Origin of the sequence: Enterococcus sp. 3G1_DIV0629, from assembly GCF_002141285.1 — a bacterium.
Lineage (GTDB): Bacteria > Bacillota > Bacilli > Lactobacillales > Enterococcaceae > Enterococcus_B > Enterococcus_B lactis.
Map to the genome: position 1 here is coordinate 812,129 of NZ_NGLI01000001.1, position 25,221 is coordinate 837,349.

The following is a 25,221-nucleotide window of genomic DNA, read 5'->3' on the forward strand; positions in this document are numbered from 1 at the left end:
TTTTTTACTTAGTTTACCATGTAATACCTAAAATTGGTTTCTAAGACAAAAAGTTTTAGTTTTTCTTTATCATTCGTTATAATTAAATTATAAAAAGATTTGAAAGAGGTGAGAAAATGATTGGTGAAGATAAATTATTAATGACTATCCAGCTCACAGACTTAAATGAGGAAGAAAAAAAACAGGAAATAAGCGATTGGGCCGTTTTGACACGTCTGTTGATCCAGCCAACATTTATCCGCTCTTTCACTCAACAAGCGGAGCCGTATGATCTTAAGAAACTGCAAGAAAAAATAATGCTCGCATCGGTAAGAGACGAAAGCTGGTTAGTTGTAGGGAATGACGAGAACGAGTGTAGTTTTCGTTTGGAAGGCAATCAATTGTTGATAAAAAATGTATTGGCTATCTCTGTTTTCAAAGAAAACCAGTTTTTGATTCGAGATTTCATTCAGAAAAAAATGATTGCCCATGGTGTATTTGCTTATATGAGAGCTTATAGCGAGTTTATCTATCACAATACAAAACAGATTCCCCAGCGGCTGCTGTTTGAGACGATGGATGAAATCGAGCGTTTACCTAAAATGAAACAACAAAACGGCGACGTAGTAGTGGATTGCAATCAATTTCCAGGCTACGATCTTTTTTATCAAGGCTTATGTTTTACCTCATGCTGGGAAATGTATTACAGTCACTATTACCATCAAATCATCCCCAAACCGATTTTTCTCGATACACAACAAGTAGAAAAAGTGAAAGAATTAGATAACGAAGTCATATATATCCAGCTTTATCGAGACCCATTCAATTGGCAAAAAACAAACAATCAGCTATTCCAATCCTATTTTAGAGACCAGCTTGGGTTTGACCACCTTGCTTGGGATAACGGCGTGGGATTGCTGAAACCACCATTTGTTGAATACATTTATACTGATCATACGATTCAATCTGTCCAGTATCAAAATGCGCAGATGCAACCTGTTCCCAAAAAAAATGCCTCGTTCTTTGTAACGAAAAGTTATGATATTCAAGGAGGAAATTATAAAGAAAGACGTGTCCGCGGAACACTAAATGCTCAGGCGTATTTTCCTTGGGTTGACGAGAATCGCGCGCGCATGATGTGCTATAAGATCATCGATCCGACTGTTGCTTTGGACAATGGAATCGAAGCATATTGTTATTACATCAGGGAATATCTAGAAATAGAGGTAACAGATGAGAAATATCAAGATTATCTTTTATCATTAAGAATCTATGTTCCTTCTGAAGCACTTCCGGATTTACCGTTAAAGGAAATCAAACACAGACTCTCTGATATTGCCTTCAAACGAATAAAGAAAAAACGGCGAAGTGTCCAATTTGATGTCAAGAAAGGCGAGAAGCATCTGCGTGTGCAGTTTTTAGATTATCGCGAATTAGAACAATTGATTACTTTACAAAAAATATGAGGTGAAGAAAATGGATAAACAACTTTATTATCGAATAATGGTTCCAGCATCATTATTATCCGTCTGTCTCTTTTTTGTTCCTAATTTTCCTATTCGATCAGTCATCGGTTTCTTGGTCATGTTTGGTGGGATGGGACTTTATTATTACCTTCTTCATAAGGAAAGAAAACCTGCTTCTGTTTATATGAAAAAAACAAGAAGCGAAAATAACAAACGATAAAACAATTTGATAATAGTCAAATAAAGTAGGAAACCAGTCAAAAAAAGACTGGTTTTTTATTTTTTTGACTGATTTATAATTTTTGTGAACGTTTTTGACTGATTTGTATTGCGAGCCTAAAAAAAATATGCTATTATTTGTATTGAGGTGATCGTGAAAATGCTTACAGAGGAACGCAGACAAAAAATCCTAGACTTGCTTGAACAGCAGAAAATCGTGAAATCACAAGACCTTGTAAACCTTTTGAATGCTTCAGAATCAACGATAAGGCGTGATTTGCAAGAGTTGGAGAATGGTGGGTTTCTAGAAAGAGTCCATGGCGGCGCTAAGAAAGAGCAATTATTGAATTTTGAGCAGAATATGAGTGAAAAATCACTCAAAAACGTTCATGAAAAACAGCAGATCGCCAAATTGGCAGCTGAAACCATTAATGACGAAGATGTCATCTATTTAGATGCTGGCTCTACTACTTTAGAAATGATTCCTTTTTTACAAGGAAAACAAATCACAGTGGTGACAAATTCCGTTCAACATGCGGCAAATTTAGTCGATTTGGAGCTTGCTACGATTATTTTAGGTGGAACGATCAAGCTGTCAACCAATGCTGTTTTAGGATCTAATGCAATAGAACAACTAAAACATTTTCATTTCAATAAAGCGTTTATGGGAATGAACGGTGCACATATTGAACAAGGATTCACAACTCCGGATCCAGAAGAAGCAGCAGTTAAACGTTTAGCCATGAAAAATTCTGAAGAGACCTTTGTATTGATTGATCATACTAAATTCAACCAGTTGTCTTTCACCTCTGTTGCACCTTTGGAAGCAGCCACGATCATAACCGAGCGTTGTCCATTAGAATTCATCAATGAATTCCGTGAAAAGACAACAATTAAGGAGGCAATACAATGATTTACACAGTAACACTTAATCCATCAATTGATTATATTGTACGCGTAGATGGGTTAAAACTAGGTGATTTGAACCGGATGAATGAAGACTTCAAATTGCCTGGAGGAAAAGGGATCAATGTTTCCCGTATTTTGAAGCGGATCGATTCTCAGTCTACAGCACTAGGGTTTTTAGGAGGATTCACTGGCGAATTTATTTCGAAGTGGCTTGAAAAAGAACAAATCAAATCTTTGTTCACACACGTGCAAGAAGATACAAGAATCAATATCAAACTAAAATCAGATACTGAAACTGAAATTAACGGTTTAGGTCCAGCTATTTCAGATGAAGAAATCAATGAATTGAAGCAAGCGCTAGGGACAGTAGAACAAGGAGATATCGTCGTATTGTCAGGAAGCGCGCCAGCCAGCCTACGAAAAGGATTTTATCAAGAACTGATTGATATCATTCGGGAAAAAGGTGCAGATTTCGTAATCGATACAACAGGTGATGATCTAAAAAATGCACTTGTTAAGAAACCGTTGTTGATCAAACCAAACAATCACGAATTAGCTGAGCTTTACAATACAACCTTCCAATCTGTAGAAGAAATCATTCCGTATGGGAAAAAATTACTAGCTGAAGGGGCACAGAATGTGCTGATCTCAATGGCTGGAGACGGCGCTTTGCTCTTTACAGAACAAGGAACTTATAAAACGAATGTATTGGTTCGCCCATTGAAAAATTCAGTAGGTGCAGGGGATTCAATGATCGCCGGTTTTATTGGTGCTTACAGTCGGACAAAAGATCCGATCGAAGCCTTTAAATGGGGAGTTGCTTGTGGAAGCGCAACGGCTTTTTCTGATGACCTGGCAGCTCGCGAACTGATTGATGAGTTATTGCCAGAAGTTGAAATCACAAAAATTGATTAGTTTCAAGGAGGATAATCATGAATATCAAGGATTTAATGGTCAAAGAAGCAATGATCATGGATTTGCAAGCGACTGATAAAAAAGGCGCGATCGATGAAATGGTCCAAAAAATGTTTGATGCCGGCCGGATTTCCGATATCGACACATATAAAGAAGGAATTCTAGCTCGTGAAGCACAAACCTCTACAGGTCTTGGTGACGGAATCGCCATGCCTCACGCGAAAAATAGTGCAGTCAAAGAAGCAACAGTTTTATTTGCAAAAAGCCAAAAAGGAGTAGATTATGAAGCATTAGACGGACAGCCGACTTATCTGTTTTTCATGATCGCAGCTCCAGAGGGCGCGAACGACACACATTTGCAAGCATTAGCAGCACTATCTCGATTGCTGATTGATGCAGATTTCGTAGGAAAATTAAAAGAAGCAAATACACCAGAAGAAGTCCAAGACTTGTTCCAAACAGCTGAAGAGCAAAAAGAAGCAGAAGAAAAAGCAGAACAAGAAACACAAGCTGCAGAAGCTTCTGCTCATCCAGAAAGAAAATTCGTTGTTGCCGTTACAGCTTGCCCAACAGGAATCGCTCATACTTACATGGCAGAAGATGCTTTGAAGAAAAAAGCGAAAGAAATGGGAGTGGAGATCAAAGTCGAAACGAACGGTTCAGAAGGAATCAAAAACCGATTGACTGCTGAAGACATCGCTCGTGCAGAAGGCGTGATCGTTGCAGCAGACAAAAAAGTAGAGATGAACCGTTTTGACGGAAAAGAATTGATCAATCGTCCAGTCAGTGATGGTATCCGTAAACCAGAAGAGTTGATCAATCTAGCCCTTAGTGGTACTGCACCAGTATTCCATGGTGACGGAAAAGAAAATAGTTCAGAAGAAGGAAACGCGGATGGTACTGTCGGACAAAGAATCTATAAAGATTTGATGAATGGCGTATCACACATGTTACCATTCGTTATTGGTGGAGGAATCGCTATTGCTCTTTCTTTCATGATTGACCAATTTATTGGCGTACCGCATGACCAGTTATCGAATCTGGGGAACTACAATCAAGCTGCTAGCTGGTTCAACCAAATCGGACAAGCTGCATTTGGGTTCATGTTACCGGTATTAGCTGGATTTATTGCTTCAAGTATCGGCGACCGCCCTGGTTTGATTGTTGGATTTGCTGCTGGTGCATTAGCTAATACAGGTGGCGCAGGATTCTTAGGCGCACTGATTGGTGGATTCTTGGCTGGTTATGTCATCGTATTTTTACGTAAATTATTCAAGAACTTACCAAAATCATTGGATGGAATCAAAACGATCCTCTTTTATCCAGTGTTTGGCTTACTGATTACTGGTTTCTTGATGTTGCTGGTCAATGTCCCTATGAAAGCAATCAATGATGCATTGAACGGTTTCTTGACAAGTATGAGTGGTTCGAATGCTGCTTTACTTGGTGCATTATTAGCTGGAATGATGGCGGCAGATTTAGGCGGTCCAATCAACAAAGCCGCTTATGTATTTGGTACAGCAACTTTAGCTACGACTGTTGCAACTGGCGGAAGTGTTGTGATGGCTTCTGTTATGGCTGGAGGAATGGTTCCTCCATTGGCGATTTTCGTTGCTACACGTTTGTTCAAAAATAAATTCAGCAAAACAGATCAAGATGCTGGTTTGACGAACATCGTGATGGGACTTTCGTTTGTCACGGAAGGATCGATTCCATTTGCAGCAGCTGACCCGATTCGTGCCATTCCAAGTTTTATTATTGGTTCTGCTTTAACTGGCGGATTAGTCGGTGCTTTCGGAATCAAATTACTGGCTCCTCATGGCGGAATTTTTGTTGTATTTTTACTGAGTCATCCAATTATGTATTTGGTGTTTATTGCTATCGGAGCAGTCGTCTCTGGTGTGATTTATGGTTTATTGAGAAAAGCTCCTGCAGTAGCAGAAGCATAGAAATAAAAAAGAAGAGACTGGGGAAATCCAGCCTCTTCTTTTTTTGTAGAGTCAAAGTAGTATAGATGAATAGGTGTTGTGCCATAAAATAGTTCTTCTCGGTTCGTTAAAATGATTGCTTCAAATTTGTGATAGAAGATTTAGCCTCGATTTCTTGCTTGATTCTTGGCAAGTTTGCTTCATCAGTCAAGATTACCAAAATATCTCCTACATTCATGATCGTATCACCGTGAGTCAAGATTTCCTGATTTCCTCTGCGTATAGAGATTAGCAGCATATTTTTAGGCCAATTGAAGTCCCGTACCATTAATCCGTCTAAAGAACTCTCTGCCGTTACTGGAAAATCAAAAGTTGTCCTTGCACCTTTAAGAGCGGCGGTCTGATTATTTCCAAGTAAACGTTCCAACAATGATTCGTAGATCGGATTCCCTCCAAGAAGATCATTGACGATATAAGCAACAAGAGCAGCCAACCCTAAAGGCATCAGATGATTGAGAGAGCCAACCATTTCTGTCACTAAAATAATTGCTGTCAGCGGTGCTTTCCCAATTGCTGTGAAATAACCAGCCATGGCAATTACGACGAAATCCTTGATGTAGATTGGATCCATCCCGAAATCAACCATGATGTTTCCATAAAAGCTACCGATTAAAGCACCCAATGTCAATATCGGAAGGAAAATCCCTCCTGGAAGACCACCACCATAAGAAATCATGGAAAAAACGAATCGAAGAACAAACAAACCGATAATCATAATGATTGGCAATGAAGCATGTCCAAAAGCTAAAACGATTTGATTGCCTCCGCCTAGCGTACTAGGCCATAAATAACCAATCGGCAAAATCAGCAAGAAAGGAACGAATCCATGAAAATAAGCTGGTAAAGGCAATCGGTTGTAAAATTTTGGCAATGCCAGCAGGACCTTTTGATAAATAAAACCTAAGACGCCTAGAAGTACGCCTAATACCACCAAAGAACCATAATATTTCAACGGCAAAGAAGGAAGATCGCCTAGATATAAAACTGGTCTTAAGCCAAAAAAATAAAGAGAGACAAAGTTAGCCGTGATGGCCGAAGCAAAAGATGTCAGCCAAACAAGAGGAGAGAAGGAGTGATGGATTTCTTCTAAAACAAAGAGTAATCCTGCGATAGGAGCATTGAATGCTGCTGCAAGTCCGCTACTTGCTCCGCTAGAAATCAAAATCTTTTCTTCTGAAGATGGACTCCGAAACAATTGTCCAGCTCCTTGTCCGATAGCTGCGCCAAGCTGGATAGAAGGGCCTTCTCGACCTAGAAAAAGTCCTGCGCCAACTGAAAGTACACCACCAATGAACTTTTTCCATAAAACAGAGAACCAGTTCATTGATAATTCCCCTCGAAGCTGTCCTTCTACTTGTGGAATCCCGCTTCCTTTGATATCCGGTTCATTTTTGACCAGATAACCCACAAAAAATGCTGCAAGGATGCAGCAAATGGCCATGCCAACTAAGTAAATCGGCTGTTCCCGACTTATTTCATAGATACTTCGAACAAAATCGCCTAACTTTTCGATCGATAAACGAAACAGGCTAACCACGATTCCTGTCAGTAGTCCAACGAATATTCCTTTTAGAATAAAATATATCTGAGTTTTATCTAATTTCTTGATTTTTCCTTTTTTTTCCATTCAAACGCCTCGCTTTCTTTTAATTTAGCGCGAAATCAACGAATTGACAAGGAGAAATCCATAAAAAGAAACAAATGATTTTGAATTAGCTAGTTTAATGAAAGCCAAGAAAATGCTATAATTAACAAGATTGATAAAAGAAAGGATGTTGTTAATGTCATCCAAAGCTGAATTATTAAACGGGATGAACCCCCGTCAGAAAGAAGCTGTTCTTCACACTGACGGACCATTATTGCTGATGGCAGGTGCGGGAAGTGGAAAGACGAGAGTGTTGACGCATCGCATTGCCTATTTGATTGAGGAAAAAGAAGTCAATCCTTGGAACATCCTAGCGATTACTTTTACCAATAAAGCTGCAAAAGAAATGAAAGAACGTGTCAATGCGATTCTCGCATCTGGAGGCGAAGATGTCTGGGTATCGACTTTTCACTCAATGTGTGTGCGTATTTTAAGAAGAGATGTTGATTTTATCGGGTATAACCGGAACTTTACGATCATCGACTCTTCTGAACAGCTGACCTTGATGAAACGGATACTGAAGGAACTGAACATTGACCCGAAAAAATATGATCCTCGCAGCATATTAGGAACAATCTCCCAAGCAAAAAATAGCTTGCAGACCCCTCAGGATTTTGCAAAAATGCAAGGTAGTTATTACGAAGAGATTGCGGCAAAATGTTATGCTGCTTACCAAAAAGAGCTTCAATACAATCAATGTATGGACTTTGACGACCTGATCATGAATACGATCCGGTTATTTGAAGAACATCCTGATTCACTCACATATTATCAAAACAAATTCCATTATATTCATGTAGATGAGTATCAAGATACAAACCACGCACAGTATACGTTGGTCAATTTATTGGCAGGTAGATTTAGAAATCTATGCGTAGTGGGAGATGCAGATCAAAGTATCTACGGCTGGCGCGGTGCAGATATGCAGAACATCTTGGATTTTGAAAAAGATTATCCAGATGCTGCAGTGATTTTGCTGGAACAAAACTATCGCTCCACAAAAAACATTCTTAGCGCGGCAAACCAAGTCATTGAAAACAATAGCAATCGAAAACCAAAAAACTTGTGGACAGAAAACAAAGAAGGAAACAAGATCACTTATTATCGTGCAGATAATGAACGAGACGAAACCCGTTTTATCGTAGACCGAATGCAAGAAGAGATTCGAAGCAATCATCGGAATTACGGCGACTTTGCCATTTTGTACCGGACGAACGCACAATCTCGTGTAATGGAAGAAACCCTGTTGAAAGCAAATATTCCTTATAAAATGGTTGGAGGGCACAAATTCTACGATCGTAAAGAAATCAAAGATATTTTAGCGTATTTAAATGTGCTGGCAAATCCTCAAGACTCAATCAGTTTTGAGCGTATCGTTAATTCGCCCAAACGAGGCATCGGACCAGGATCTATCGAAAAACTACGCAGTTTTGCTTCTCTCCATGAATGGCCACTGCTTGAAGCAGCCCAAAATGTGGAACTGGCAAATATCGGTGGAAAAGCAGGCCAGCAATTAGGTTCATTTGGAGAGATGATCCAAGAAGTCACGCAGATGATCCCATACTTGACAGTGACAGAATTGACGAAAGAGGTTTTGGATCGTAGCGGATACCTGGAAGATTTAAAAATCCAAAATACATTAGAAGCACAAGCGCGCATCGAAAACTTGGAGGAATTTTTAACGGTCACACAAGAATTCGATAAGCAATTCGAACAGCAAAACGAAGAAGATGCTGATGCACCAGAAGAAAAACTAACGGTCTTCTTGAATGATCTGGCACTTGTTTCTGACATTGACAATTTAGAAGAAGACGCTTCGCAAGTGACATTGATGACGTTGCATGCAGCCAAAGGATTAGAATTCCCAGTTGTATTCCTGATTGGTCTAGAAGAAGGTGTTTTTCCTTTATCTCGAGCATTGATGGAAGAAAGCGAACTGGAAGAAGAACGTCGCCTCGCTTATGTGGGAATCACGCGAGCAGAAGAAGCGTTGTATTTAACCAATGCTTTCTCCAGAACATTATATGGACGGACGCAATATAACCGCCCTTCTCGTTTTGTAGAAGAAATCGATCAAGAATTGCTAGAGATCGAGGGCATGCGTCCTACGCCTAAAAAAACACCTGTATTCGCTAAAAAAACAGCAGCATATAGCTATAAACAGCCAGAGACAGCGGTTGTTTCCTCTAAAAGTGCCACTGGAGGGGAAAAGAACAGCTGGAAACCTGGAGATAAAGTCAAACACAAAAAATGGGGACTAGGAACAGTCGTCCGAGTAAGTGGGACGTCGAAGGATCTAGAACTAGATGTGGCTTTCCCAAGTCAAGGAGTAAAACGTCTTTTGGCTGCCTTTGCGCCAATTGAAAAAGCTTAGTAGTGGAGGGTAAATGATGGAACATGAAATGACGATTGACGAAGCTGCTAAACGAGCAGAAGAACTTCGTACAAGATTGAACCAATGGTCTCGCGAATACTACGTAGAAGATAAACCAACAGTGGAAGATTATGTTTATGATAAAGAATACGCAGAATTAGTAGCAATCGAAGAACAATATCCTGATTTGATCACGTCTGATTCTCCCACTCAACGAGTAGGCGGAAAAGTATTAGAAGGTTTTGAAAAAGTCACTCATGATATTCCGCTTTACAGTTTGAACGACGTTTTCAGCAAAGAAGAGCTGATAGCTTTTGATCAACGTGTACAAAAAGCAGTGGGACGTGTAGTCGACTATTGCTGCGAACTAAAAATAGATGGTCTTTCTGTCTCTTTGCGTTATGAAGATGGAAATTTCGTTAGAGGAGCGACTCGTGGGGATGGGACTGTAGGAGAAAACATCACTGAAAACCTAAAGACTGTCCGATCGGTCCCAATCAAATTAAAAGAACCGATGAACATCGAAGTAAGAGGCGAATGTTTCATGCCAAAACGTTCATTTGTTCAATTGAATCAAGACAGAGAAGCAGAGGGAAAAGATATCTTCGCGAATCCTCGGAATGCCGCAGCCGGTTCCTTGCGTCAGTTAGATTCTAAAATTACAGCGAAAAGAAATCTGGATACTTTTTTATACACAGTAGCTGATTTCGGTCCTATGGAAGCAAAAACACAGTATGATGCACTAGAAGAGCTAGAAAAAATAGGATTCCACACGAATCGGGAAAAACGTCTATGTCATTCGATTGATGAAGTATGGGCATACATTGAGGAATATCATGATAAACGTGTAGATTTGCCCTATGAGATTGATGGAATCGTCATCAAAGTGAATGAGTTCTCGCTGCAAGATCAACTTGGCTTTACTGTCAAAGCACCACGATGGGCAACAGCTTATAAGTTTCCACCAGAAGAAGTTGAAACACTGATCGAAAACATCGAATGGACAGTCGGACGAACGGGGGTAGTGACGCCAACGGCTATCATGACGCCAGTCCGAGTAGCAGGAACGACAGTAAGCCGTGCCAGTCTGCATAATGGGGATTATATCAAGTTGAAGGATATCCGCTTGAAAGATACAGTTCTGATTTATAAAGCGGGAGATATCATTCCAGAAGTTTCGCAAGTCGTGTTGGATAAACGACCTAAAGACAGCGAAGAATACCAATTACCTACACATTGCCCAGTTTGTGGAAGTGAACTTGTCCATTTGGATGAAGAAGTAGCGTTACGGTGCATCAATCCTAAATGCCCTGCTCAAATGAAAGAAGGCTTGAACCACTTTGTCTCAAGAAATGCGATGAATATCGACGGGTTGGGCCCACGTGTGCTTGAACAGATGTATGACAAAAAACTAGTCGCAGATGTTGCTGATCTTTATAAATTGACAGAAGAAGAGTTATTGACGTTGGACAAAATAAAAGAAAAATCAGCAAATAATATTTTGACAGCAATTGACAACAGCAAAGATAATTCGGTCGAGCGGTTGATTTTCGGGTTAGGAATCCGACATGTCGGAGCGAAAGCAGCGAAAATTTTAGCAGAACATTTTGGTGATCTAGAGACATTGAGTAGAAGCGACTATGAGTCGATCATTGCGCTTGATACGATCGGTGACATCATTGCCGACAGTGTAGTCACTTATTTTAGTAACGAAGAAGTCCATGAATTGATGAATGAATTAAAACAAGCAGGCGTCAATTTCGAATACAAAGGGCTTCGAAGTACCCAATTGCAAGAAGTCGAGTCGCCTTTTAAAGAAAAGACAGTAGTCCTTACTGGTAAACTAACACGATTGACTCGTGAAGAAGCAAAAGAGACGATCGAAAATCTTGGAGGGAAAGTGACTGGTAGCGTATCGAAAAAAACAGATATCGTGGTAGCAGGAGAAGATGCTGGCAGCAAGCTAACCAAAGCACAAGAATTAGGAATCGAAGTTTGGACAGAAGATCAAATGGCAGAAGCATTGGCTAAAAGCCACTCAGCAAAAGAATAAATATTGAGTTTTTTCAGACAAATTTCAATAAATAATTTCAGACAGGGCACTCTTATGTTAAAATAGAGAGCAAAGTTTTTAACTCGTTTAGAAAGAAGGGGTAGTATGGCGATTAGTGAAGAACAAGTGAAACACGTTGCCAAATTAGCAAAACTTGCGTTCGCAGATGAAGAACTTGCAAGTTTTACCGACCAATTAGGTAAAATCATCGATATGGTGGAAATGCTGGAAGAAGTAGATACGGAAGGTGTTCCATTTACGTCGAATGTTGTCGAAACAGTAAACGTGATGCGACAAGATCGGGCGCAAGCTGGATGGAACCGTGATGAATTATTGAAAAATGTGCCGGAAACAGAAGACGGCTTTATCAAAGTACCCGCAATCATCGATAATGGGGAGGCTGGCGCATAATGACAAAATTACACAATCGTTCTCTAGAAGAACTGCATCATATGCTTGTATCGAAAGAAATCACTGTACAAGATTTGACAAAAGCAACATTTGAACGAATCAAAGAAACAGAGCCTGAGATCGAAGCATTCATCACATTGAATGAAGAAAAAGCATTGGAACAGGCAAAAGCTTTAGATGAAAAAGGGATTGATGAAAGCAACATCCTTGCTGGAATTCCGATTGGGATCAAGGATAATATCGTAACAAAAGATATCTTGACAACCGCTGCATCTAAGATTCTTTACAATTTTGAACCAATTTATGATGCAACGGTCATGGATAAAATCTATCAAGCAGATATGATCCCTGTTGGTAAACTAAACATGGATGAATTTGCTATGGGCGGAAGTACAGAAACTTCTTATTTCAAGAAAACAAAAAATGCTTGGGACCAAACAAAAGTACCTGGTGGCTCTTCCGGTGGTTCTGCAGCAGCAGTAGCAGCTGGACAAATCCCAGTTTCCTTAGGTAGTGATACGGGGGGAAGTATCCGCCAACCAGCAGCTTTCAACGGCATTGTAGGAATGAAACCTACTTATGGCCGTGTCTCACGTTTTGGCTTGATTGCCTTTGCTTCATCTCTTGACCAAATCGGACCAATGACCCGTACGGTGAAAGATAACGCATTAGCATTGACAGCTATCAGTGGTTATGACGAAAAAGACGGTACTTCTTCAGGCGTTTCAGTTCCTGACTTTGCAGAGGGACTGACCGGTGACATCAAAGGAATGAAGATTGCTTTACCTAAAGAATACTTAGGCGAAGGTGTGGCCCCTGGCGTAAAAGAAGCTGTATTGAAAGCAGCAGAAACATTCCGTTCATTAGGTGCTGTTGTGGAAGAAGTCAGCTTACCTCATTCAAAATACGGTGTGGCTGTTTATTATATCATTGCCTCATCAGAAGCAAGTTCCAACTTGCAACGTTTCGATGGTATTCGCTATGGTTATCGCTCTGAAAACGTGAAATCATTGGATGATGTATATGTCAACTCACGTTCAGAAGGATTCGGTGAAGAAGTAAAACGCCGTATCATGTTAGGTACATTCTCATTAAGTGCGGGTTATTATGACGCTTACTTCAAAAAAGCAGGACAAGTCCGTACATTGATCAAACGAGATTTTGAAAAAGTCTTTGCAGATTATGACTTGATCATCGGACCATCTTCACCAACAGTGGCATTCGGAATCGGTGAGAACATCAACGATCCAATCACGATGTACATGAGTGACATCTTAACGATCCCTGTCAACTTGGCTGGACTTCCAGGTATGTCTGTACCGGCAGGATTGTCAGAAGGATTACCAGTTGGATTGCAGATCATCGGTAATTATTTTGATGAAAAAACGATGTATCAAGCGGCATATGCGTTTGAACAATCAACAGAATTCCACACACAACAACCAGCTATTTTAGGAGGGAAAGACGAATGAATTTTGAAACAGTCATTGGACTAGAAGTCCACGTCGAGTTGAAAACCAACTCAAAAATTTTCTCTCCAGCGCCAGCTCATTTTGGTGCAGAACCAAACAGCAATACAAACGTGATCGACTGGGGTTATCCAGGCGTGCTGCCAGTAATGAACAAAGCTGCGCTGGAATTCGGGATGAAAGCAGCTTTGGCATTAAACTGCGAAATCTCTAAAGATACTCATTTTGACCGGAAAAATTACTTTTACCCAGATAATCCGAAAGCCTATCAAATTTCCCAATTTGATCAACCAATCGGTCATGACGGATGGATCGAAATCGAAGTAGAAGGCAAGAAGAAAAAAATCCGGATCGAACGGGTCCATTTAGAAGAAGATGCTGGGAAAAACATGCATGGTATCGGCGGTTATTCTTACGTTGATTTGAACCGACAAGGCACGCCTTTGATCGAAATTGTTTCTGAAGCTGATATGCGTTCACCAGAAGAAGCATACGCTTATCTAGAAGCATTACGTTCAATCATCCAATTTACAGAAGTCAGCGATGTGAAAATGGAAGAAGGGTCTATGCGTTGTGATGCGAATATTTCTCTACGCCCTTATGGACAAGAAGAATTCGGTACGAAAGCAGAATTGAAAAACTTGAACTCTTTATCTTTCGTGAAAAAAGGTTTAGCTTTTGAAGAAAAACGTCAAGCAAAAGTTCTTCTTTCAGGAGGAGAAATCCAACAAGAAACACGCCGTTTTGACGAAACAACGAATAAAACAGTTTTGATGCGTGTGAAAGAGGGTTCTAGTGATTATCGTTATTTCCCAGAGCCTGATATTCCGAAATTCGTAATCGATGACGAATGGATTCAAAAAGTAAAAGCTAGTTTACCTGAGATGCCAGCTTCTCGTCGCGAACGTTATATCCGTGAATTTGGTCTTCCGGAGTATGACGCAATGGTATTGACACTTACAAAAGAAATGTCTGATTTCTTTGAAGCTGTTTTGGAAAATGGTGCAGATGCCAAGCAAGCATCTAACTGGTTGATGGGTGAAGTTTCTGCTTACTTGAACAGTGAGAAACTGGAATTAGCTGAGACAAAATTGACACCTGAGAACTTAGCAGGAATGATTCGTTTGATCGCTGATGGAACGATCAGCTCAAAAATCGCCAAAAAAGTTTTCCGTGAATTAATCACAAATGGCGGAGAAGCGCAAGAAGTTGTTGAGAAAAATGGTTGGGTACAATTATCTGATCCTAGCAAACTTCTTCCAATCATTAATGAAATCTTGGATAACAATCAACAATCTGTCGATGATTTCAAAAATGGAAAAGATCGTGCGGTTGGCTTCCTAGTCGGTCAAATCATGAAAGCAACTAAAGGGCAAGCAAATCCTGGTGTCGTGAACAAGCTGCTTAAAGATGAATTAGCGAAACGCTAGAGGCTGAAAATGAAAAAAGCACGCGTAATTTATAACCCTACCTCGGGAAAAGAATTATTGAAAAAAAATTTGGCGGATATCCTACAGGCATTAGAAGAAGCAGGATTTGAAGCCAGCGCCTATGCCACTACACCAGAACCTGATTCAGCCAAGAATGAAGCACGCAGAGTTGCAGAACTAGGTTTTGATCTAGTAGTGGCAGCTGGGGGCGACGGAACGATCAACGAAGTGGTCAATGGGATCGCTCCGCTTGAACACCGTCCTAAAATGGCCATTATCCCAGCCGGTACGACGAACGACTATGCTCGAGCATTAAAAATTCCTAGAGATAATATTAAAGCAGCAGCAGAAGTAATAAAAAAACACCAAACCGTAAAAATGGACATCGGTCTTTCTGATAGCAGTTACTTCATCAATATCGCTGCAGGCGGCTATTTGACAGAATTGACTTATGAAGTTCCATCAGAACTAAAGAGTATTTTTGGTTATCTTGCCTACCTTGCAAAAGGAGCAGAGATGCTGCCTCGAGTAAAGCCCATCAAAATGCGCTTGAAGTATGATGAAGGGGAATATATCGGAAATGCTTCGATGTTTTTCCTAGGGCTGACGAACTCTGTTGGAGGATTCGAACAGATTGCGCCAGATGCCAAATTGGATGATGGCAAGTTTTCTTTGATCATCGTGAAGACAGCAAATATCTTTGAGATTTTGCATATTGCGGCGCTCATGCTGAATGGCGGTCGACATGTCGATGATCCAAGAGTAATCTATACCAAAACAAGCAGTTTGTTCGTCGAAACAGAAGATGATATCAATCGACCAGTAATGATCAACTTAGATGGTGAATATGGCGGGGAAGCACCGATGCATTTCCAAAATCTTCATCAACACATTGAGTTCTTTGCCAATACCGATCAGATTCCTGATGAAGCAATCACAGGCACAGATGAAGAAGAATTAGAGGTTGTTAGCAAAGAATTTGTAAAAGAAGTCGAACGTTTAACGGATGAAGATATCGACGGTGACGGAAAAATAGCAGACGAAACACCTAATCAAAAGAATTAATCAAAAGCCGGTGCTGAACGTAGTAAGGTCAGTGCCGGTTTTAGTTGTGTAATTAACTGATTTATAGTAGAGTTCAGTAGGATTGAAAAATAGGCTTAAAGGAGCAAAATATGACAGAACAGCAATTAGTAAAGAAAAACGAACGATATACAGTCGAAATCGTCGACTTGAGTTATGAAGGAATGGGGGTAGCAAAAATCGATGGTTATCCATTATTTATCGAAAATGCACTCCCTGGAGAAGAAGTAGAAATACTAGTAGTGAAAGCAGGCAACAAGTTTGGATATGGGAAAGTCGAAACATTTATTACACAATCTCCTGATCGTCAGCCTGTAGAAAACAATGCATTACTTCGCACAGGTATCGCACCTTTAGCACATTTGAAGTATGAACAACAGCTTGTTTTCAAACAAAAACAAGTAGAGCATGTAATGGCGAAGATTGCTAAGATGCCAGAAGTTCCTGTACTTCCAACGGTCGGAATGGAAGAACCATTCGGCTACCGTAATAAAGCACAGATCCCTGTTCGCCGTATCGATGGACAGTTAGCCACCGGTTTTTACAAAAAGAATAGCCATGATCTAGTCCCTATCGAAGATTTTTATATCCAAGATCCTGTCATCGATCAAGCAATCAAAGTAGTCAGAGATATCTTGCAACGGTTCCAAGTACGAGGATATAATGAAGAAAAAAATGAAGGACAGCTTCGTCACATCATTATCCGTCGTGGTCATTATTCCCATGAAATGATGGTCGTTTTAGTTACTCGTAAAGAAAAATTCTTTAAATCCAAGGAAATTGCTGAAGCCATTCATGAAGAATTGCCAGAAGTGGTTTCGGTCATCCAAAATATCAATGAAGAAAAAACAAATGTGATTTTAGGAGACAAAGAAAAAGTTTTATATGGCAGAGATTATATCGAAGATCAGCTATTAGGAAAAACCTATCGAATCTCAGCAAAGTCATTTTATCAAGTAAATACTCAACAAGCAGAGTATCTGTACCAAACAGCCATCGAGTTTGCCGAGTTAGATAAAAAAGACATTGTGATCGACGCTTATTCAGGAATAGGTACGATTGGCTTGTCTTTAGCAGACAGAGTGGATAAGGTGTATGGGATGGAAGTTATTCCAGAAGCAATTGAAGATGCACAGTTCAATGCTTTAAATAATAAAATCGAAAATGTTCATTATGAAGTCGGAAAAGCAGAAAAAGTCATGAAAAAATGGCAAGAAAAAGGGATCAAACCATCTGTGATCGTAGTTGACCCTCCACGAAAAGGATTAGATCATCATTTTATTGAATCAGCAATCGAAATGTCACCAGAACGAATCGTCTATATCTCATGCAATCCGGCAACTTTTGCAAGAGATGCTAAGTTATTTGCAGAAGCAGGTTATGCCGTGAAGAAAGTTCAGCCTGTAGATCTTTTCCCACAAACCCATCATATCGAATTAGTCGCTTCATTCGTTAAAGGAGAATAAAAATGGACCAAAAAGAAAAAATGAAAGAATTGATCAAAAAGAAACAAGGTGGAGGCCGATCCAAACAAATGGAAACACCTAAAAATGATCGTAAAAACATGAGAAAAGGCCCTAAGATCTTTAATAAGTAATATGGTTAAAAAAGGATGGGGAACGATGATTTTGATGATCGTTCCTCATCCTTTCGCTATTTAAATCCTCATACACTTCGTTTCATGTTCTTGACAATGATATAACCTAAAAAAGATAAAGAAAGAGTGAATAAAATGCCGCTATACTCCGCATTTTTTGGTAATTCAATCGGCTGTTCGTGAAAAAGTCGTTGAAAATGAGGGTTTAAAAAAGTCATGATGACAAAAGAAACAAGAAACGTAGCTGCATTTAGAAAAGCTAAGTTAAAAACTCATGAAATCCATCAGAATTGCTCCTGCTGACTGGAAAGCTACATACGAGGCCATTCCAAAATATTTAGCTGATTGTATTCAGATATTTTAACATTTTTTGTGTTCAACCGGTAATGAGACAAAGAGGCTGGGACAGAAGCGTTTAACTCCAAGAAATAAGAAGGAATTCACGAAAATTGCTTTTCAAATTTTTGTTAATTTCAGCTTATTTCCGAAGGAGTTGCTTCTGCTTCCGCCGTTTATACGTGTTTAGAGCGTGAGACAAAAGTGTTCTTTACTTTTGTCCCACGCTCTTTTGGCTATGCTACCTGAAATTGACTATTATAAAGGCTAGCATAAAGCGTTGGTGCTTGGAGTAATTCAGAATGCGTTCCTTTTTCGACGATATCGCCGTTTTTCATTACAAGGATCATATCTGCATTTTCAATCGTTGACAAACGGTGGGCAATGACAAAACTTGTCCTGTCTTTTGTCACAGCCTCCATTGCTTGTTGGATCAATGCTTCTGTTCGTGTATCTACACTAGAAGTTGCTTCATCTAAAATAACGACAGGGGGATTTGCCAGAATGACCCGTGCAATTGTTAATAATTGTTGCTGTCCTTGAGATAACGTACCATTTTCGCTAGAGATGATTGTATCATATCCCTCTGGCAGTGTTCGAATAAAGTGATCACATTGCGCGATTTCAGCCGCTTCGATAATTTGTTCTCTCGTGGCATCCATTTTCCCATAGGCAATATTATCGGCCACTGTTCCTTCAAACAGCCAGGTATTTTGTAAGACCATCCCAAAAGAACGGCGTAGTTCTCCACGCGAAAGCTTAGTAATATCGCGGCCGTCAAATTCGATCTTTCCTTTATTCAGTTCATAAAAACGCATCAGCAGATTAACTAAAGTCGTTTTTCCTGCACCAGTTGGTCCAACGATCGCCACAGTTTGTTTTGGTTTTACTGAAAAATCAACTTGATTCATCAATATTTTATCCGATGTGTAACCAAATTGTACATTTTTGAAAGCTATTTTTCCTTTCGGTTCTTCCAAAAGTTTTGCTTCTGGTAAGTCCGGAATTTCATCTGTTTCATCTAATATCTCAAAGATCCTTTCGATTGCAGCCATTGCGGATTGGATCGAGTTGATCACATAAGAAGCAGTGGAAATTGGTTCAGAGATCTGATTGATGTACTGAAGGTAAGCTTGTAAGAAGCCAATCGTCACACCGCCAGAAAGAACGAGTATAGCACCGAATACCGCACTTATGATGAAGGCGAGTTGATTGATGAAACGGATTGCCGGATAGATGGCAAAGTTCATAAATTGAGCACGTTTAAAAGCATTGTATTGTTTTTTGTTTACTTCATGTATGGAAGCTTCTGCATGAGCTTGCTGATTGAATGTTTTGACCACTAGATTACCAGCTAAGATTTCTTCCATCCGATTATTCAAGACACCTAGTTCATATTGGTTTTGTTCAGAAATCTGTTTGTTTTTATTCGCAATTTTAGTTGTAACAATTGAACTTCCAACGATCAGCAATAAGACGAGCAAAGTGAGCTTGCTTTCGATATAAAACAGCATTAGACCAGCAGCAGCTATTGTTACGACAGAAGTGAAAAATTGATTGATACCTGTCAATAACACTTGAGAAAGCTGATTGAGTCCGGTAGTCGTCCGACTGATGATGTCGCCGACTTGATGATTATCAAAAAACGACATCGGTAACGTTTTGAATTTTTTTGTGATTTCTTTTCGCACCCTCAATGTGATCTTTTCGCTTAATGCTGCCATTGTACGTTCTTGGATAAATGAAGCAACACTGCTTAGGACTGAACAGCCGATCAGCAATAAGACAGGGAACAACAATGCTTGTTTGATATCACTGAAAGAAAGCTGTCCAATACCTGTTTTTCTTATTTGCGACAATAAATCATCAATCCCAATTCCCATGATCAAGGGCATGGCTACAACTAATAGGTTGCCCAATAAACTGCATAGAAACAATCCGTAAAAATATTTATGTTCAGGTTTGATCATTTTCCAAAAACGTATCAAAGCGCCTGTGTTTAACGTTTTTTTCTTTTCCATCGAATCCCTTCTTTCTATATTCCTTGTGATTTGGCAAATTCCTGATATGTTTGACAATTAGACAATAGTTCTTCATGAGTACCTTGTCCTACGATTTTTCCTTCATCTAAAACAATGATGTTATCTGCTTGTTGGATCGTACTGAGCCGTTGAGCAACAATCACGAGAGTTTTCTCCGACATGTGTTTATGGAGTGCTGCCCTTAATGCTGCGTCTGTTTTATAGTCTAAAGCGGAAAAACTATCATCGAATACATAGATTTCTGCTGGTTTGATCAATGCTCGAGCAATGCATATCCGCTGTTTCTGTCCGCCAGAATAATTAGAACCACCTTGAGCAACAAAGCTATCTAATCCATCAGGAAGAGTGTCCACTAGTTCTTCTAATTGGGCGATCTTGATCGCTTTAGCCAATTCTTCTGGTAAGGCATGTTCATTTCCCATCTGCAAGTTGCTTAAGATCGTACCGCTGAATAAGAAGGCTTTTTGAGGGACATAACTGATGTGTGAGCGGATCTGTTCCTGCGTCATTTGAGTAAGAGGAATACCACCAAGGGTCACTTTTCCTACCGTAGGATCACTTAGTCTCAAGAGAAGTTTTGCTAAACTGCTTTTTCCAGATCCGGTCCCGCCAACGATCGCCGTTGTTTTTCCTTTAGGTATTGTAAAATCAATATCTTCTAGAACTGGATCAGAAGTTTCAGTATATTTGAATGTGACATGTTCAAAAGCAGCTGCATTTGTCTGATCAAAGGATGGTTTAGCAGCTGTTTGGATCGTCTCTTCTTTAATTTCGATCTCTGCTTCGAGTATTTCTTCTATCCGTCGTAAAGAGGCGAATGATTTAGGGATAATGACCAGTACCATGGCTGCAATCATCAAATAAGCAAGTGTCAGCATAGAGTATTCCACTACCGCGGTCACGACGCCGATCTGTAACGTCCCGTCTGCCACAAGATTTCCGCCAAACCACAAAATAGAAGCATAAACGATTCCCATGAGTAAAAAAGCAATTGGAGTGACCCAAGCAAAGATTCGGTTCACTTTGATCATTTGACTAGCATAATCTGCAAAGGTCTGATTCGTTCGCTTTTCTTCATATGACTGATTATCAAAGGCACGGATCATATTGATTCCCGTAAAGAATTCTCTCAATGTGATGGTGATCCGATCCATTTTTGGTTGGATACTTAAAGATAAAGGCGTTCCTCGTTTCATCAGTCGGTAAACAATCCATACGTAAAAAACAACAGAGAATAATGTAACCCATGTAAGCAATAGAGAATAACGAAACATCATGAGGATGGTGAAAAAGCAAATAACTGGTGCTGGTAAAATCATTTGGCAAAATAAAACAATCATTTGCTGGACATTATCGACATCATTCGTCATTCTTGTCAAAAGAGATCCAGAACTGAAACGGCTGATATCCTTCATTGACAGTTGTTGGAATTTACGGAAATATTTCTCCCGTGTCTGGAATCCAAACCGAGCGGATGCCAATGCTGAAAAGTAACTAGAGGCAACTGCAGCGATCGTTCCTAGAAATGCTACAAGTAGCATTTCAACGCCGATTTTCTTGATAACAGAGGCTTCGCCACTTACTATACCTGTGTCGATCAGTTTGGCTACTAATTTTGGTACACCTAATGTACCGGCGATTTGTAAACAGATCATCACAAAGGTAAGGAGAGCGAGTCCTTTGTTTTGCTGTAAGAATTTTTTTAAGATAGTCATATTATTCCTCCTTTTTCCTGATACTTTTCGATTCTATACCTTCAAGTAGCTTGAAGGTCAATAGAAAAAAGAATAAACTGGAAAAGAGGTGAGAAAAAATGAAAAAAATGTACACGATCGGCCAAGTATCGGAACTGTTCGATTTGCCAAAATCAACGATTCGCTATTGGGATGAACAGGGTCTGATTCGGTCAAGTAGACAGGAAGAGAATGATTATCGCTTGTTTGATATCGACGATATTTTTATGCTTTATGATATCGTTTTTTATAGAAAATTAGATATACCGATCAAGCAGATGAAGAATTTATATGGTAAAACATTGACGGAGTTATATGAGACACTTGATGAAACAGAAAAAAGAATCCATAAAGAGCTATTGATAATGAAACAAAAACAGAAAGAGATAAGGGCGCGGAAAAAACAGTTGAAATTGATGATCGATACAAACGAGGAAGAATTTCCTATAGAAGAGATCCCTTTTGACTGTATGATCTCAACGGAATTTGAGGATATTGTGGAAATAAAACAATTTCTACCGAACTATTCGAGTTTTGGAATGATGAGTATGCCAGCTTCCAGTTCGCAAACGATGTACGGCTTTTTTATCGATCCCAGTGAGATACATTTATTTTCCCAAGATGTGATTTGGAAGAAAAAAGATACGACTACTTATCGCCGGTTTTTGTTGAAATCTGAGATGAACCATGCGGAACGTAATAATATCTTAGAAGTCAGAGAAACAATGCATGAAAAAGGGTGGAAAACAGGAGAAGTGATCGGACAATATCTATTGACGAATACGGACGAAAACAATATCAGAATTGAATATTATCATGCATGGATGGAAATGAAAAAATAGGAAAGAAGTGTTTAGGATAAGTGTGATTGAATGGATGGAAATGAAATAAGAGAGAGAAACTGCTCGATTTTTTATTAAAAAAAGATTGACAAAATGAAACGAAAGTGGGATATTAATTAGCAAATAATGAAGCGTTGAAGAGAAGAGTAGCTGATAGGAAATAAGTACAGAGACCTTGGTAGGTGAGAGCAAGGATTGTTTGATCAGTGAAGATGAGCTCTGAGTTTTTTTGATTGTTCACGCAATCTAAACGGTAAAGCGACCGATAACTCGCCGGGTATACAATCTGTACCGATGAGGCATTATTTGTGAGAATAATGCAAATAAGGGTGGTAACACGAAGTATTCGTCCCTTTTGTCGTTCAACGGCAAAAGAGGCGGGTACTTTTTCTTTTTTTGAAAAGCTTCTTACGCTTTGTTAAAACATGATTATTGGAGGAGATTTTTAATGACAACTCGAACAACATCACCATTTCGCTATGACATCGTCGGGAGCTTTTTACGTCCTGAAAAGCTGAAAGAGGCAAGGACTCGTTTTGCTGATGGGAAAATCACACAAGAAGAACTTCGAAAAGTTGAAGATGAAACGATCATCGAATTGATAAAAAAACAAGAAGGAGCTGGTTTGAAAGCTGTTACTGATGGAGAGTTCCGTCGCAGCTGGTGGCACTTGGACTTCTTTTATGGGTTGAATGGCGTGGAATTTTATGTGCCTGAACATGGCTATTTCTTTCATGGAGAAGAGACACGTCCTGGTACAGTGATTGTGACGGGGAAAATTTCTGGTACGAACCATCCTTTCGTCGAACATTTTAAATTCACTCAGGCTCATACAAGTCAAGGCATCGAAGTGAAACAGACAATTCCTGCTCCAGCTCAAATTTTAGTGGAACTACTTCGTCCGGATATATTACCCCATGTTCGAAAAGTTTATGAAGACAATCAAACATTAATTAAAGATATCATTGCAGCTTATCGTCAAGTGATCGACGACTTATATGAAGCAGGTGCGCGGACGATCCAGCTAGATGATTGTACATGGGGAGTATTAGTTGCACCACTTCCTAAAGGGTTTGCGGTGGATGAGGGAGAAGATGAAAAAGAAGTTCGTCGGGAGCTAGCAAATCTTTATTTAACGATCAATAATGCAGTCTTAGCTGACCAGCCAGATGATTTAATGCTCAATACACATGTCTGTCGCGGGAATTATCATTCTACTTGGGCAGCATCGGGGGGCTATGACGACGTAGCAGATCCATTATTTAGTCAAGAGAATGTCCGTGCCTATTATTTAGAATACGATAGTGAACGTGCTGGGAGTTTTGCACCTTTAGCGAAAGTTTCCGAAGATAAATTAGTTGTATTAGGCTTGATCACAACGAAAAGTGGTGAACTGGAAGAGCGCCAGCAAGTGATTGACCGGATCTACGAAGCGACACGATATCTGCCTTTGGATCGTTTGTGCTTAAGTCCTCAATGCGGATTTGCTTCAACAGAAGAAGGAAATATTTTGTCTGAAGAAGAACAATGGGAAAAGATTGCTTTTGTCAAAAGCATTGCAGAAGAAGTTTGGGGGAACAATTAAATCATGCAGGAGAGCTTGCTAGGAAAGAACACTATGGTATAATCAGAATGCTTAATATTAATTACTGAGGGAGACTTATGAAAAAGAAAATTCTTAAATTTATCGGATGGTTCTTCGGGATCATTCTCGGGATCGTGTTTGCAATCTTTCTTGCCTTCCAGCTTTCCCCCAGACCTGGAGCATTCTTGATCAACCATATGTTTTCAAATACTGTTCAAATCACCGATCAGAAAACGTTCAATCAAGCAGAAAAAAACGTGGCGAAAAAAACAGATTTGACGTATGAGTCCAACTATAAAGAGAATACGTATGATATCTACTATCCAAAAAACAGCAAGGGACCTGTGCCTGTTCTGTTTTGGGTACATGGTGGAGGGTTCGTCGGCGGAGATAAATCAGGTGTCAAGGAATTTGCGACAAAATTAGTATCAGACGCCAACATCGCAGTGGTTGCGATGAATTATGAATTAGCGCCTGATTCAGAATACCCTAATCAAGTTCTTCAAGTGAATGAGCTGGTCAAAGATTTATTAGCTGAAGAAAAAGACGACAAACTGCTAGACATGGAACAACTATTTTTTGGCGGAGATAGTGCAGGTGCACAAATCGCTTTGCAATATGCAGCTCTACAAACAAACGAAGCATATGCCAAACAAATGAAAATCAAACAGGTACTTCCAAAAGATAGTTTGAAAGGAACCATTTCTTATTGCGGACCCGTTGATTTGAAGCTAACAGCACAGCAACATTCGGATGATCGATTTATGAAGTTCTTCGTCAAAACTGTTGCATGGTCGTTGATTGGAACAAAAGATTGGAAAACGAGCGAGCAACTGAAAGAAGCTAGTGTGGCTGACCATGTTTCTAAGGAATTTCCGCCAACGTATATAACTGACGGAAATGCATACTCATTCCAGGAGCAAGGTCAAGCATTAGAAAATCGGTTGACAGAATTAAAGGTACCCGTGCAATCCTTGTTTTATACAGATACAAAAAAAGAGATTACCCATGAATACCAATTTGATTACACGCTAAAAGAATCGCAAAATTGTTACCAGCAGACATTGGATTTTGTGAATAAGTATAAGTAAGAGGTTGTGAAAAAGCCGTTTAGTTTTGAGTATGAAGAAACGAAGCGGCTTTTC

At 39.7% G+C, this 25,221-nt stretch carries 19 protein-coding genes and 1 other annotated feature; of the genes, 16 read left to right on the forward strand and 3 right to left on the reverse strand.

Annotation, left to right across the window (positions count from 1 at the left end):
- The first annotated feature begins 116 nt into the window (after positions 1-116).
- From A5816_RS04195 to A5816_RS04215, 5 genes are all read left to right on the forward strand, one after another.
- Positions 117-1,445 (forward strand): hypothetical protein, encoded by a 1,329-nt coding sequence (locus tag A5816_RS04195; protein ID WP_038398752.1) that lies wholly within the window; start codon positions 117-119, stop codon positions 1,443-1,445.
- 10 nt (positions 1,446-1,455) lie between these two features.
- Complete coding sequence (locus tag A5816_RS04200; protein ID WP_002314851.1) at positions 1,456-1,665, forward strand: hypothetical protein; 210 nt, start codon at positions 1,456-1,458, stop codon at positions 1,663-1,665.
- A gap of 159 nt (positions 1,666-1,824) precedes the next feature.
- Complete coding sequence (locus A5816_RS04205) at positions 1,825-2,577, forward strand: DeoR/GlpR family DNA-binding transcription regulator (protein WP_002400273.1); 753 nt, start codon at positions 1,825-1,827, stop codon at positions 2,575-2,577.
- Positions 2,574-3,488, forward strand: a complete 915-nt coding sequence (gene pfkB, locus A5816_RS04210) for a 1-phosphofructokinase (protein ID WP_086310805.1) — start codon at positions 2,574-2,576, stop codon at positions 3,486-3,488. Before A5816_RS04205 ends, pfkB begins: the two co-directional genes overlap by 4 nt.
- A gap of 17 nt (positions 3,489-3,505) precedes the next feature.
- Positions 3,506-5,437: a fructose-specific PTS transporter subunit EIIC gene (locus tag A5816_RS04215; RefSeq protein ID WP_086310806.1), complete on the forward strand. Its 1,932-nt coding sequence runs from the start codon at positions 3,506-3,508 to the stop codon at positions 5,435-5,437.
- Between the two features lie 106 nt (positions 5,438-5,543).
- Here the strand turns inward: A5816_RS04215 and A5816_RS04220 are convergent, their stop codons facing one another.
- The gene (locus A5816_RS04220; RefSeq protein WP_002400269.1) at positions 5,544-7,103 is read right to left on the reverse strand and encodes a ClC family H(+)/Cl(-) exchange transporter; all 1,560 of its coding nucleotides are present in this window, start codon (positions 7,101-7,103) and stop codon (positions 5,544-5,546) included.
- Positions 7,104-7,257: 154 nt separating this feature from the next.
- On the opposite strand from A5816_RS04220, the gene pcrA reads away from it, so the two are divergent.
- The 8 genes from pcrA to A5816_RS04260 all read left to right on the forward strand — a co-directional run bounded on the left by pcrA (position 7,258) and on the right by A5816_RS04260 (position 17,538).
- Positions 7,258-9,495, forward strand: a complete 2,238-nt coding sequence (gene pcrA, locus A5816_RS04225) for a DNA helicase PcrA (RefSeq protein ID WP_086310807.1) — start codon at positions 7,258-7,260, stop codon at positions 9,493-9,495.
- 16 nt (positions 9,496-9,511) lie between these two features.
- The gene (gene ligA, locus A5816_RS04230) at positions 9,512-11,548 is read left to right on the forward strand and encodes an NAD-dependent DNA ligase LigA (protein ID WP_002306506.1); all 2,037 of its coding nucleotides are present in this window, start codon (positions 9,512-9,514) and stop codon (positions 11,546-11,548) included.
- A gap of 105 nt (positions 11,549-11,653) precedes the next feature.
- Entirely contained in the window at positions 11,654-11,959 is a 306-nt protein-coding gene (gene gatC / locus A5816_RS04235; RefSeq protein ID WP_002288477.1) for an Asp-tRNA(Asn)/Glu-tRNA(Gln) amidotransferase subunit GatC, read from the forward strand.
- Positions 11,959-13,431, forward strand: a complete 1,473-nt coding sequence (gene gatA, locus A5816_RS04240; RefSeq protein ID WP_086310808.1) for an Asp-tRNA(Asn)/Glu-tRNA(Gln) amidotransferase subunit GatA — start codon at positions 11,959-11,961, stop codon at positions 13,429-13,431. The genes gatC and gatA overlap by 1 nt, the downstream gene beginning before the upstream one ends.
- A complete protein-coding gene (gene gatB / locus A5816_RS04245; RefSeq protein ID WP_002297526.1) occupies positions 13,428-14,858 on the forward strand; it encodes an Asp-tRNA(Asn)/Glu-tRNA(Gln) amidotransferase subunit GatB in 1,431 nt (476 codons plus the stop codon). Before gatA ends, gatB begins: the two co-directional genes overlap by 4 nt.
- 9 nt (positions 14,859-14,867) lie before the next feature.
- Positions 14,868-15,923 (forward strand): diacylglycerol kinase, encoded by a 1,056-nt coding sequence (locus A5816_RS04250; protein ID WP_002292050.1) that lies wholly within the window; start codon positions 14,868-14,870, stop codon positions 15,921-15,923.
- Positions 15,924-16,033: 110 nt separating this feature from the next.
- Positions 16,034-17,407, forward strand: a complete 1,374-nt coding sequence (gene rlmD / locus A5816_RS04255; RefSeq protein ID WP_002400266.1) for a 23S rRNA (uracil(1939)-C(5))-methyltransferase RlmD — start codon at positions 16,034-16,036, stop codon at positions 17,405-17,407.
- Between the two features lie 2 nt (positions 17,408-17,409).
- The gene (locus A5816_RS04260; protein WP_002295229.1) at positions 17,410-17,538 is read left to right on the forward strand and encodes a 30S ribosomal protein S9; all 129 of its coding nucleotides are present in this window, start codon (positions 17,410-17,412) and stop codon (positions 17,536-17,538) included.
- A gap of 572 nt (positions 17,539-18,110) precedes the next feature.
- On the opposite strand, the gene A5816_RS04265 is transcribed toward A5816_RS04260, so the two are convergent.
- Positions 18,111-19,895: an ABC transporter ATP-binding protein gene (locus tag A5816_RS04265; protein WP_002400264.1), complete on the reverse strand. Its 1,785-nt coding sequence runs from the start codon at positions 19,893-19,895 to the stop codon at positions 18,111-18,113.
- A gap of 14 nt (positions 19,896-19,909) precedes the next feature.
- Positions 19,910-21,631, reverse strand: a complete 1,722-nt coding sequence (locus A5816_RS04270) for an ABC transporter ATP-binding protein (protein ID WP_086310809.1) — start codon at positions 21,629-21,631, stop codon at positions 19,910-19,912.
- A 98-nt stretch (positions 21,632-21,729) separates the two neighbouring features.
- On the opposite strand from A5816_RS04270, the gene A5816_RS04275 reads away from it, so the two are divergent.
- From A5816_RS04275 to A5816_RS04285, 3 genes are all read left to right on the forward strand, one after another.
- Positions 21,730-22,491, forward strand: a complete 762-nt coding sequence (locus A5816_RS04275) for a MerR family transcriptional regulator (RefSeq protein ID WP_086310810.1) — start codon at positions 21,730-21,732, stop codon at positions 22,489-22,491.
- A 125-nt stretch (positions 22,492-22,616) separates the two neighbouring features.
- Positions 22,617-22,848, forward strand: a binding site (T-box leader).
- Between the two features lie 91 nt (positions 22,849-22,939).
- Entirely contained in the window at positions 22,940-24,076 is a 1,137-nt protein-coding gene (locus tag A5816_RS04280) for a 5-methyltetrahydropteroyltriglutamate--homocysteine S-methyltransferase (protein WP_086310811.1), read from the forward strand.
- Between the two features lie 77 nt (positions 24,077-24,153).
- Entirely contained in the window at positions 24,154-25,167 is a 1,014-nt protein-coding gene (locus tag A5816_RS04285) for an alpha/beta hydrolase (RefSeq protein WP_010732464.1), read from the forward strand.
- Positions 25,168-25,221: the final 54 nt, after the last annotated feature.